General features: G+C 47.9%; 11 protein-coding genes. 8 read left to right on the top strand and 3 right to left on the bottom strand.

Annotation, left to right across the window (positions count from 1 at the left end; translation table 11 throughout):
• Positions 1-135 precede the first annotated feature (135 nt).
• The 3 genes from MHH57_RS02510 (at position 136) to MHH57_RS02520 (ending at position 2,947) form a co-directional block, all read left to right on the top strand.
• Positions 136-1,581, top strand: coding sequence for an ATP-binding protein (locus MHH57_RS02510; RefSeq protein WP_340954006.1), 1,446 nt, complete (start codon positions 136-138; stop codon positions 1,579-1,581).
• Between the two features lie 46 nt (positions 1,582-1,627).
• Entirely contained in the window at positions 1,628-2,347 is a 720-nt protein-coding gene (locus MHH57_RS02515) for an NAD(P)H-binding protein (RefSeq protein ID WP_342425590.1), read from the top strand.
• A gap of 219 nt (positions 2,348-2,566) precedes the next feature.
• Positions 2,567-2,947, top strand: coding sequence for a RidA family protein (locus MHH57_RS02520; RefSeq protein ID WP_013308546.1), 381 nt, complete (start codon positions 2,567-2,569; stop codon positions 2,945-2,947).
• Positions 2,948-3,108: 161 nt separating this feature from the next.
• On the opposite strand, the gene MHH57_RS02525 is transcribed toward MHH57_RS02520, so the two are convergent.
• Positions 3,109-3,864: a tryptophan-rich sensory protein gene (locus MHH57_RS02525; RefSeq protein ID WP_029515996.1), complete on the bottom strand. Its 756-nt coding sequence runs from the start codon at positions 3,862-3,864 to the stop codon at positions 3,109-3,111.
• A gap of 242 nt (positions 3,865-4,106) precedes the next feature.
• Here MHH57_RS02525 and MHH57_RS02530 point away from each other — a divergent pair, with 242 nt between their 5' ends.
• The 3 genes from MHH57_RS02530 to MHH57_RS02540 all read left to right on the top strand — a co-directional run bounded on the left by MHH57_RS02530 (position 4,107) and on the right by MHH57_RS02540 (position 7,130).
• Positions 4,107-5,057 (top strand): bile acid:sodium symporter family protein, encoded by a 951-nt coding sequence (locus tag MHH57_RS02530; protein ID WP_029515995.1) that lies wholly within the window; start codon positions 4,107-4,109, stop codon positions 5,055-5,057.
• Between the two features lie 247 nt (positions 5,058-5,304).
• Complete coding sequence (locus MHH57_RS02535) at positions 5,305-6,429, top strand: NADH-dependent flavin oxidoreductase (protein ID WP_342427869.1); 1,125 nt, start codon at positions 5,305-5,307, stop codon at positions 6,427-6,429.
• 113 nt (positions 6,430-6,542) lie between these two features.
• Positions 6,543-7,130, top strand: coding sequence for a GNAT family N-acetyltransferase (locus MHH57_RS02540; RefSeq protein ID WP_342434793.1), 588 nt, complete (start codon positions 6,543-6,545; stop codon positions 7,128-7,130).
• Here the strand turns inward: MHH57_RS02540 and MHH57_RS02545 are convergent.
• Positions 7,060-8,718 (bottom strand): response regulator, encoded by a 1,659-nt coding sequence (locus MHH57_RS02545; RefSeq protein ID WP_029515992.1) that lies wholly within the window; start codon positions 8,716-8,718, stop codon positions 7,060-7,062. The two genes, MHH57_RS02540 and MHH57_RS02545, sit on opposite strands and share 71 nt — an antisense overlap.
• A gap of 7 nt (positions 8,719-8,725) precedes the next feature.
• Positions 8,726-10,540 carry a histidine kinase gene (locus tag MHH57_RS02550; RefSeq protein WP_342434794.1) on the bottom strand — a complete coding sequence of 605 codons (1,815 nt, stop codon included), beginning with the start codon at positions 10,538-10,540 and terminating at the stop codon, positions 8,726-8,728.
• 207 nt (positions 10,541-10,747) lie between these two features.
• Here MHH57_RS02550 and MHH57_RS02555 point away from each other — a divergent pair, with 207 nt between their 5' ends.
• Entirely contained in the window at positions 10,748-11,629 is an 882-nt protein-coding gene (locus MHH57_RS02555) for a sugar ABC transporter permease (protein ID WP_029515990.1), read from the top strand.
• Complete coding sequence (locus tag MHH57_RS02560; protein ID WP_029515989.1) at positions 11,630-12,466, top strand: carbohydrate ABC transporter permease; 837 nt, start codon at positions 11,630-11,632, stop codon at positions 12,464-12,466.
• Positions 12,467-12,494 lie beyond the last annotated feature (28 nt).

Consider the following 12,494-nt stretch of genomic DNA (forward strand, 5'->3'; position numbering starts at 1 on the left):
CGCTTTTTTATATAGGGAGCTAAGCATCTTTTGACATGTCGAAAGATGGGGCTTCATGTTATGATGTACAAGAAAGGCAAACGCGGTTAACATAGGCCTGGCATCCAATTTTTTGCGCTATGGGAGTGTGAGTCCATGCAATTTTCAATGATGTTTTTAATGAATTTAGGGATGCTGATTGCCGTTGCCTATGTGGCGAACGTGATTTATAAATATGGTTTGAGTCGTACCTCTTCGCGGTTCAAATATGTCAGCTCCGTGCTGCTAGTGATATTTGGCGGATGGGTCAGCTCTTGCTTTGGTTTTAACTTTAGTGAAACGGTTATTTTTGATCTGCGTTTTGTACCGCTGATTATCGCGGCATTGGTGTATCCCCGCTCCTATACGCTTATTATTATTGGGGTCGCAATCGGACTTACGAGATTTACCTTCGGTTTGCATATGGCGGCGTGGGTCGGCTTTTTGAATATGAGCATTCTGGGCGTCCTGTGCGCCGGATTGAACTACTGGATGCGGCGTTCCACCTGGCGTCTGATTATCAAGGCATCGGTGACCATTTTAGCGGTTAATATCGTAAATACGTTAAATATAGCCTGCCTGGGCGTCATTCCCTGGCGCTATTATGTAGCGGAGGTTGTTCCTCTGACACTGCCAATCGGCATCGTCCTCAGTTTTCTATTTGCTCTGATTTTACGGGACTTTCAGATGGAGCAACAGCGGAATCATCAGATTAAGCAGGCGAATGAGTTGTTATCAGAGCAGCGAGATGAGTTGCAGAAGACAAAGGTCATTCTAGAGGAACGTGCCAAGCAACTGATGATGGCTTCCCAATATAAATCGGATTTTATGGCAACGATGTCGCATGAGTTACGTACACCTCTTAACAGCATTATTAACCTGGCGCAGATTATCAACGAGCAGGGAAAGGAACTGGATGAGGACGAGTTATACCAGTACAGCGATCTCATCTATGCCTCGGGGCATGATTTGCTCCAACTGATCAACGACATTCTGGACTTGTCCAAGGTCGAGGCTGGACACATGGAAATCGTAAGTGAGCCGGTCAATGTGCGTGAAATTGCGCAGGTGATGATGATGCAGTTTGAAGTCACTGCGAAGGATAAAAACCTGGAATTCAGCTTAAAGGAGCATGAGCCTATACCGAATGAAATTCGGTCCGATTCCAAACGAGTACAGCAAATTTTGCGTAATCTGTTGTCCAATGCCTTTAAGTTCACTCATGAAGGACGTGTATTGCTGGAAATCAGTACACAACATCTGGATCGAAAGGGACAGGAGGGAGATTGGGTTGTATTTGCTGTAAAAGATACGGGCATCGGCATTTCCAAGCTTCAGCAACACGTTATTTTTGAGGCATTCCAGCAGGCGAACGGTTCCATTAATCGTAAATATGGAGGAACTGGGTTGGGATTGTCCATCAGCCGTGATTTTTCCCGCTTGTTGGGCGGGTTTATCCGTCTGGAGAGTGAGGAGGGCAAGGGAAGTACATTTTCCCTGTACCTACCGATGTGTCCGTCCAAAAGCAAGGAGGCGGACGAACAACCCTTTAAATTAACCTAATCGCAATTGTAGGAGCAGGAGCGTTATGGCACAAAGGAGGTCTATCATGGAACGTAAAGCGGTCGTTGTGGGTGCAACAGGGCTTGTCGGGGGTTATGTTGTACGAGAGCTGCTGGTGCAAAAGGAATACAACCGCGTCATGGTTATGGGCAGACGTCCGTTGGACATCAAGCATCCCAAGCTGGAGCAGGCGCTTATCGATTGGGAACAGCCACAGAAAGCGGCGTTCGCCTTCGAGGGGGTGGATGATGTTTTTTGTTGCCTTGGGACAACGATGAAAAAGGCTGGCTCCAAGGAGCAGTTCCGTCAGGTGGATGTGGACTATCCAGTGCTAGCTGCCCAGTTGGGCAAAGAGGCTGGTGCTGTACAGATGCTAGCTATCTCAGCGATGGGGGCCGATCCAGATTCACGCGTGTTTTATAACCGCACCAAGGGTGAGGCTGAAGAGGCACTTGCCGCTATCGGGCTGTCTGCGCTGCATTTGTTCCGTCCGTCGCTGATCTTGGGAGCGAGACCTGAACGACGTTTGGGCGAAGCCGCTGCCGCTGTTGTCATGAAGGCGCTGGACGGCTTGATGACAGGCAAGCTGGCTTCCTACCGTGCCATCCCGGCTTCAGTCATCGCACGAGCCATGGTACGGATCGCTCTTGCGCAGGCGAGCGGTGTACATATTTATCCGAACGACATTATTCGGGTCATCGGTGCGGAACTAACATCCGATGTTGAGGAAACTAGTTCAGGAACGGGTACGGATGTAAACGTGTAAAACCACGTCTAGGATTAAAAATGACAATAACGCCGCTGCTGCCCGATGATTCGGACAGCAGCGGCGTTATTTGTGTTTTATGGGTGGTCTGTATGTTGCGGCACATCGATCGTAATCTCTAATTCATCAAGTGCGTTAATCCGTCGCACGGAATAGTGGCTTTGGACTTCACATGCTATAATACGGTGAACCAGTATCAGGAAGGAGAATCCAACCCATATGAAAAAAACAATTGCTACTGAAAAAGCACCTGGTGCTATCGGCCCTTATAGCCAAGCGGTAGAGGCAGGCGGGTTTATTTACACTTCGGGACAGCTTGGACTGAATCCGGCAACAGGTGAGTTTGGTAAGGATGTACAGGAGCAGGCACGCCTGTCCTTGAGCAACGTACAAGCCATTCTGGAAGCGGCAGGCAGCAACATGAACCAGGTTGTGAAAGCGACTGTATTCCTGAAGGACATGAACGATTTTGTCAGCGTCAATGAGGTGTACAGTTCTTTCTTTGAGCAACCCTATCCAGCACGCAGTGCGGTGGAGGTAGCCCGTCTGCCTAAGGATGCACTGGTGGAGATTGAAGTCATTGCATTGAAGGGCGAATAGTCTGTACCCGGTGTAGATCACTCAACAAGCAAGCTTATAGATTTGATCAAAGTCTATACCTAATCATATTGGATAAAATGAATAAACAAAGCAAGCGAGCTTGGGCTAGATGATTCAGACCCGAACTCGCTTGTTTTTGCTAGTAGATATCAATAGTTTCTTTAATCCCGGTCTCGATTACGGGCAAAGAATAGCCATAGGGCGTACACCAGAATGATTGCTGCCAAGATCAATGCAGCCAGCCGTACATTTTCATGGTTCGGATGCTCGACGGCGATGGCGACATAGGCCCATACAAATACGAGAGGATAAATGCTGTCACGATAAGGAAAGCTGACCATGATCGCCAATATGGTGCCGATGAGCAGGATAATGATCGCCCATGTCGTATCACTGAGTCCCCAGCCACTCCATTCATTCTTTTCCAGTGCCACTGCAATATTGATAATAGTAGCAACGGATACCCAACCGAGGTTGAGGCTGAACGGTAGCTTGACGAACCACATTTCTCCGCGGGTTGGCTGAGGTGTGCGGGTACGTACATACACGACGCCCAAGGAAAGCAAGTATAAAATAATAACGATGACGCACAGTTCTACGTATACATACTGCCAGAGGAAAATCCAGATGATATTGAAAAGACAGCCTAGAATAAAAAAAATACCGATGGATTGAACGCTTGTCTTGGCTTGCCCTGTAGGTGTAGCTTGATACACAACAAAGCAGGCGAGCAGCACGTAGATGACCGACCAGATGGAAAAAGCGTAACCCGCTGGGGTGATCAAGGTAGGGTACATGTTGGATACAGCAGCAGTACTTCTGCCACCGATAGGAAGTGTAGAAGCCAGAAAGTTAATGAAAACGACAGCAATAAATACAATAATATTCCACCATTTATACGGATGGCTTCGTGACATTGGGATATCTCCTCCTCAACGAATGATGATCCAAAATGACTGACTGGTCACAATCTTCTACTATGAATATACCCACTTTACTTTCGAATATGTCGGAACGGTAAAAGTTTCTTGATCCCGGCATAATCATAAAAAGTGGTATGTATATGCAGTCATATGTAGTACAATGATAAAAATTTTAAGCACTATATAAGCTGTATTTCCTCAAATTCAACTTATATAGAAGTAAGGAGATAAGTTGAATGAATAGATTGGAGAAAGTAGGGAAATTTGTAGGAGGGACCTTTTCCATCTGGGTACTTTTATTTGCATGCTTGGGATTTTTCTTTCCTGCGGCGTTTACAGGGTTGAAAGGATACATACAGTTATTTCTGGGCATTGTCATGTTCGGGATGGGGCTAACTTTATCTGCGGCTGACTTTCGCGAAGTATTCCGGCGTCCAGTGGATGTGGCTATTGGTGTGGTCGGGCATTATCTGATTATGCCGTTTCTGGCCTTTGGATTGGCATTAGTATTGCAGCTGCCACCGGATATTGCGGTAGGTGTCATTTTGGTAGGCTGTTGCCCGAGTGGAACTGCGTCCAACGTAATGACGCTTTTATCCAAAGGCGACGTGGCGTTGGGGGTATCGATTGCTTCGGTGTCGACGCTGATTGCTCCACTGGCTACCCCAGCCATGATTAACCTGCTTGCGGGACGTTGGATGAATATTGATGCGAAGTCGCTGATCATGGATATTCTGATCGTGGTTATTGTCCCGATTGTGCTGGGTGTTATCGTCAAATCGCTATTTCGCAAGCAGGCAGAAGCCAGTGTCCAGGCGCTGCCGCTCATATCAACACTGGTGATTATGCTCATCGTGGCTATTGTGATTGCAGGCAGTAAAGGCAAGATTTTGGAGACAGGTCCGATTATTTTTGGTGTGGTTATTTTGCATAACGGAATCGGGTTCCTGCTTGGATATTGGTTTGCCAAGCTGTTCGGCATGGATCTTTCCAAGCGTAAAGCTGTTACGCTGGAAACGGGAATGCAGAATTCCGGACTGGGTGCTGCGCTGGCAGCAGCTCATTTTAACCCGATTGCTGCTGTACCGAGTGCGATTTTTAGCGTGTGGCATAATATTTCCGGCTCGTTGCTCGCGACTTGGTTTTCCCGCCGGGAGGAGAAGAAAAGCACAACCGGGAAGCATTAAGCTTTGTTAGTGGCTTGTGCCAAGTGGCTACGGTTCAGCTTTTTCGAACAGTTTAGGGATGGTCAGAAAGGATAGATTTGACTTTATAGTTGCGGATCATTATACTGTGGTTATTATAACCACTGTATTTAAGTAAGCAACAGTAGTTTGAGTCGTTATGGAGGAAAACTACATCGAATTCGTATTTGGCTTCATGCTCAACAGCCTTATATTATCTGATCTGATTTAACTGAAGGAGAGAGAAAGAATGAACCCAAAATATAATTCTCTATTTGAAGCTTTTACCCTGCCATCCGGTGTTACGTTGAAGAACCGTATTACCATGGCACCTATGACTAACTTTGCTTCCCACGAAAATGGTGAAGTGAGTGACGAGGAACTGGCATACTACCGTGAACGCTCAGGGGGTGTGGGCGCAGTTATTACCGCTTGTGTGTATGTAACTCCAGATGGTAAAGGATTTGTTAATGAGTTTGGTGCGGACAAGGATGAAATGATTCCTAGCCTGCGCCGTCTGGCAGATACGATTCATCAGGAGGGCGCGAAAGCGATCCTGCAAATTTATCATGGTGGCCGTCTGTGTCCACCGGATCAGATTCCAGACGGACAACCGATTAGTGCAAGCGCAGTAGCTGAGGAAAAAGAAGGCGCACCTGTGCCGCGTGAAATGACATCCGACGATATCCACCGCGTCATCCGCGCCTATGGCGAAGCAACTCGCCGCGCGATTGAAGCAGGCTATGATGGTGTGGAGCTGCACGGAGCGAACGGTTACCTGGTGCAGCAGTTCTTCTCCCCGCATTCCAACATTCGTACTGATGAATGGGGAGGAAGCCTTGAGAAACGATTGACCTTCCCGCTGGCGGTTGTTCACGAAGTGAAAAAAGTGATCGCAGAGCATGCGAAGCGTCCATTTATTTTCGGTTACCGCTTGTCTCCTGAGGAAGGACACACGCCAGGCATCACGCTGGATGATACGATGGTGCTTGTAGACCGTCTGGCGGATCAAGGGCTGGATTACCTGCACATTTCCGTAAATCATTTCTTCGGTGGTTCGTTCCGTGACCGTAGTGACGAACGGTCACGTACCGTTCTCATCCATGAGAAGGTAGGTAACCGTGTGCCGATTATGGGAGTCGGATCACTGAATACACCGGACGAGGCGCTTGCAGCACTGGAGACAGGTGTACCGCTTGTATCGCTGGGACGTCCGCTTTTGATGGAGCCGCAATGGGTTCAGAAGGTGCAAAACGGCACAGAAGATACCATTCGCACGACCTTATCCAAGCAAGCTCAGCAGGAGCTAGTCATTCCTGACTATTTGTGGGGTGTGTTGACGACCCTTCCAGGCTGGATGCCTGTTACAGACTAAATTTTGAATGATGGAGGTACCCTAGGCTGCTCTCATGCACCTAGGGTATTTTCCTATCTCGTGACCGCGAACACAACAATGATAGGAATAACTGAGAAAGAAGGAAACTGACAATGTTGCATGAAGCTAATGGCGCCATTTTGATGAAGTCCACCCATCCGGGGCTACAGATTCGACTGTTACAAGTAAATGATGCAGAACGTTTATTAGAGATCAGACGTGAAAATTTCGATTTTTTCAAACCGTTCGAGCCAGAACGGCCTGAAATTTACTTTACCCTGGAAGAACAGGCGCGTCTGATTTCCAACGGTTTGGAAGCGGCACAAGCCGGACAGGGATATACGTTTGGACTTTTTTTGCCGGAAAATAATAAGCTGATTGGCAGAATAGAGCTGTCGGGTGTCGCTAGAGGCCCCTTTCAAAACGCCAATCTGGGCTACTTTGTAGATCCTGCTTACCACGGACAAGGCTATGCTACTTCCGCAGTGAAGGATATTGTACGCTACGCCCTGAATGAGTTGGAATTACACCGTATTCAAGCTGGAGTGATGCCAAGAAATACGCCTTCCAATCGAGTGATGGAAAAGGCAGGATTTCGCCGCGAAGGGCTAGCTCTCAACTACTTGAAGATTAATGGTGTGTGGGAAGATCACGTGCTGTATGCGATAACGGCTGAGGATTTGCAGAATGGCGTCTTCTGAACTCGCCAGGCGTGACACCCTCCAGTTTTTTGAACACCTTGCCAAAATATTTTTCATCCTGATAACCGACCATACCGGCAATATGATGAAGGCGCAGCTTGTCATTCAGCAGTAATAGCTTTGCCTTGCCCATCCTGATCTGGCACAAATAGTCCGACAGATTAACCCCGTACTCCTGCTTGAATTTACGAGAAATATATTCCCGACTGAGGTAAAAGCGGCTCGCCATATCCTGTAGAGAAATGTCCTCGTCGTAGTGTGCATCCAGATAGCGGGCAATATCACGGATGGTCGGGTTGTTTGGACTATGGCTTGGTGTAAGTGCCTGACCGGCTGCCAGCAGTCGGTTTTCGACCTGTCTTTGCCATAAGGGCAACGAAAGCATGCCGCGGTTGTCGACCGGCAAGGCATGAATGGAGCCGGACTCATCTGCCATCTCCTCGCCATCGGTATCTCCAGGTCTGTCATTCAACCAGCGGGCCAGCATCCAGTCCAGCTCTTGATTCCAACTGGCTAGCTGCTCTGCTGTAACCGAAGGCAACTCGGCTACGGCTGCTATCCAGCGGCCTACCGCTATAGACACACGACTGGCATTACAGCTGAGCGCACTAAGCCGTAGTTCCTCTTCCATGTCAGGTAACTGGGGAAGACGAATGCTCTGCCGTGTCTGGGTACTCTGGTGCATCCAGTCGGCTTGCAACACATCCCGTTTCCACAACGCTTGCCTTGCCTCTTGGTAGGCAGTGGCTGCCGCTATGGGAAAGGCACCAAAAGAGCCAACCCCGATGTGCATGTAGCACCGCAAAGCGGTTTTGATTCCTGTATGAATATCCTGCAAGAGCTTTGACCAACGAGATGGATCGCCCCAATATAGCAGAATAATTTCGTCCATACGCTCCAGATGACGGAATGCAACTCCGGTTTGAGAAGATCCGAGAAATTCGTTGCAGATGTTAGTGAGGGAAAAGCTCAAAAGCGCACGCCGCGTTTTATATTTGTCCAGTATATCGGCATCCAGCTGAGTAGTACTCATCACAGCTGCATTACATATCTGAATAGCTGCGGGAAGACGTAGCTCCTCGCGTAAGGGCGTAATGGAAAGAGGGGTATTCGCTATCCCGGAAACGATTTCAGTCAGGAGCTTATCAGTATAGTGTGGCCTCATCCGATTGACTTCCATGGCCTGCATCGTCTGCCTGTTCCGGTCTTGCTCTGCTGTCCGCCAGGCTTGAGTGGCTTTTTTTACAGCCTCGTTAATCTCCACTGGATCCACGGGCTTAAGAATATAGTCCATGCCTCCCCGGCGGATGACCTGTCGAACCAAGTCAAAATCATCATAGCCACTGACCACCACGACTCTGGTTGCTGGGGAATTGACTTGAATCCACTCCATCAGTGCTATCCCATCCTTGCCGGGCATCCGCATATCCGTGAGTACAACGGGTGGGGAAAGGGCGGTAATGACCTCAATCGCCTGATCGCCCGACTCGGCTTCAATCACCTCGCTCACACCGCAAGCTTCCCAATGTACGAGCATCCGTATGGCATGGCGCACATGCTTCTCATCATCCACAATCAGGACTTTCATTGACAGATCACTCTCCCTTAATATGAATCTCCGTATGGGCTTCAGTGCGAATTTCGAGTGTGTACCGGACACCATGAGGCAGAATGTTGTCTACGCACAGGGTGTTAGAACCATCCTCCGAGTGAAGCTGAATACGCAATAGAACATTACGAAGGCCAATGGAGTCCTGCTCGCTAGTGTCTGGCTCCTCGTAGGCTTTTAGCGGACGTTTTAACATATGCTGGAGTTGCTCCAACTCGGCTTGTGGAATGTTAGTTCCGTTATTTTCCACTGTTATTTTCACAATGCCTTTCCGGATTCGGCTGCCTGTAATGCGAATTTCACCGGGCCCCAGCCGGGGATCGGCACCGTGCTTAAAGTAGTTTTCCACCAAGGGTTGGAGAATCATTTTAGGCACCCGATCATTCAGGACCTCATCCTCCCACTGGTAAGTGACTTCTAATTGCTCACCGAAGCGTTCCTTTTGCAAATCAAGATATTGTTTTACATGTTCGGCTTCTTCCTTAAGTGTAACGACCGTATGGTCCCTCATATTATAGCGCAGCATTTTGGCAAGGGAAGAGAGCAGCGAATAAATTCGCGGCACCTCATGCTGTAGAGCCAGGGTTCCAATAGACTGTAGCGTATTATATAAAAAGTGAGGATTAATCTGTGCCTGAAGCGCTTTCAATTGATGTGTCTTGTTAGCCAGCTCCAGCTTGTATTCCCGCAAAATGAGGTTATTGATGGTATCCATCATCTGTCTGAAACGGCGCGACAGTATTCCGATTTCATCGTTACTCATGGCCCGAATGTCTACATCCAGTTGACCGGACTGAATCTGGTTTATGTAACGAGTCAGTCGCTTAATAGGTGCCGTGATTTTTATCGAAATCCATAACGTGGCAACAATGGCAAGTAGCAATGCTGCGCCTGTAATGACCGCATTGATCTGAGTCAGGCGGGTAGCCCGTAAATACAGCGTACGATGTGGAATTTTCTTGACGAGTGTCCAGCCTGACAAGTTGGCATCCAGCTTGCCGTACACGTGCAGTGCTGTATCATCCTCAATCACTCCGTGCTCGCCTTCTTTAGAAATTCGATTGAGCAGGTCAGATTCCTTCCAGTGTGTTCCAATTGATGCTTCTTTTCCGCTATATATGATCGTTCCGTTTCGATCGATCAAAAACAGCTCCTCTGTATCCGCATCATACAATTGACGGCAAATACTGCGCAGCGGCTCCAGATCAACATCTATAGCCAGTACCCCAAGCGTCTCTGAGGCAGGAATGTTCCGAATCGCCCGATGAAGTGTAAATACTTGCTGCTCTGTGCTGTGCTCCGCATAGGAAACCGCCGAAAAGCCGTACAAATGCTTCATATGCGTGGGCTGTATGAACAGTCCGGAAGGCCCATAATGAATAAAACCGGTAAAGGGCTCCAGCCGGAATTCCCGTAGAGGAACCGTGCTGGTAATCAGCGTAGATTGCCCGGCCTCAAAAGAATGCAAATACACCTGGTCAATGCCTGACGTAGCATTCATCATCGTTTGCAGAGTGGTGTATATTTCAGCGACGGCCCGGTAATCATCCGGAATTTTGGCCAGATTACGCAGAAAATGAGGGTCATTATAGACTCCGATGGACGCGCGATTCAAACCCTGTAAATAGTTATCCAAATTCGTAATTCCCTGAAAAATAAGCCGCTCATTTTCTTGTGTGGCCTGCTCCCGCAAGGAGTGCTTGGTGAGAACGAAGGTCATGGTCATCGACAGCAGTAGCGGCAGGGTGACCGCAATGAGCAAAAACCAGATTAGGCGAGAACGAATACTGTAAAATTTCATGCAGTGAGCTCCTTTCACAATTCAAGGCGAGCCAGAGGTCAATATTTTCCCCCTTAATGGTTCACGATCCTACGTGTTCTCGAGAGCGCTTATTCGACATAATGAACATGTGAATCGCATATCCTTACGGCCCAAACATCATACTGCTGAAAGAAAGCCGTAAAGGAGCGTTCCAGACACCAATAGACAACATAAGGGGGGATCGGTTTGAATCGCGCCAAGTCGTCGCAATGGCTACAGCAATGGATTTTTGTAGGGCCGTCGACGTTATTTTTCGTTATCATTATTGTAATCCCTTTCATGCTCGGAATGTACTATTCTTTTACAGAGTGGAATGGAGTAGCCAATCAGGCAAAGTGGGTCGGGCTGGATAATTTCAGTCACATTTTATGGAATGATGACAAATTTGGGACAGCGTTCTGGTTTACGGTCCGTTTTACGGTGGTAGGAGTGGTGGCTGCGAATATTTTTGGCTTTCTGCTGGCGTATTTTCTAACCAAACCGTTGAAAACAAAAAATGTACTAAGGACCATCTTTTTTATGCCCAATGTGATCGGAGGTCTGTTGCTGGGCTTTATCTGGCAGTTTATTTTCGTCAAGGGATTTGCAGCAATCGGAGAGAGCACGAACTTGTCCTTCTTCAATCTGTCCTGGTTGGGAGATGAGATCACGGCCTTCTGGGGCATTGTAATCGTGTTTATCTGGCAAACTGCCGGGTATTTGATGGTGATTTATATCTCTTCCCTAACCAATGTGCCCCGCGATATGCTAGAAGCAGCCGAAATTGACGGAGCTAGTCGGATGCAAATTTTGCGGTCGATTATACTTCCTTTAATCATGCCTGCCGTTACGGTTTGTCTTTTCCTGGCGATATCATGGTCATTCAAAATGTTCGATCTTAATTTGTCACTGACCAAAGGCGGTCCCTTCGGGTCCACAGAGTCGGTTGCACTCAATATTTACAATGAAGCGTTTGTGAATAATCGTTATGGGCTGGGAACAGCTAAAGCACTCATTTTCTTTATCATTGTTGCTCTGGTTACGAGCCTTCAGGTACGACTGACGAAAAGTCGGGAGGTGGAAGCGTAAATGGAAACAAGCAAGCGCTACCGCTTTGGAACATGGGCGACCGAGATAGTGATGATCCTCGTCGCATTGTTATTCCTCGTCCCGTTTTACTTTTTATTCGTGAATTCGGTCAAAAGCTTTGGTGACCTGCTCACCGATTCTGCGGCCTGGCCACAAACCTTTGTATGGAGCAACTACGCTAGAGCGTGGAGCATCACACGTTTTCCCGAAGCTTTATGGAATTCATTCGTGGTTACGGTAGTTAGTAATCTGCTGCTCGTACTGATCAGCTCAATGGCAGCTTACCGAATGGTCCGGCGTCCGACGCGTTATAATCGAGTGTTGTTCAGCCTGTTCGTAGCTGCTATGGTTATTCCTTTTCAATCGGTGATGATTCCTTTGGTCAAGGTTGTAAGTACACTGGATTTAATGAACAGTATAAGTGGTCTGGTCATCTGTTATCTGGGATTCGGAGCTCCAATGTCGATCTTTCTCTTTCATGGATTCGTCAAAGGTGTGCCAGTCGAGGTGGAAGAAGCAGCTACGGTGGACGGCTGTACGCCTTACGGAGTGTTTTTCCGAATTGTGTATCCGTTGATGCTGCCGATGATGGTAACTGTTATTATTTTAAATACGCTCTGGATTTGGAATGATTATCTCCTGCCTTCTCTGGTACTGCAAAAGGCTGAGCTGCGCACGATTCCGATTGCGACCTATGCCTTTTTCGGACAATACACAAAGCAGTGGGATTTGGCTTTGCCTGCTCTGGTGCTGGGCATCTTGCCAGTCATCGCATTCTTTCTGGCTATGCAAAAATATATTATACAAGGTATTATGGCGGGTTCGGTCAAGGGTTGAGTGTGGGATGAGCTGAAAATGTACACGG

Origin of the sequence: Paenibacillus sp. FSL H7-0442, assembly GCF_038593105.1 — a bacterium.
Classification (GTDB): Bacteria; Bacillota; Bacilli; order Paenibacillales; family Paenibacillaceae; genus Paenibacillus; species Paenibacillus polymyxa_D.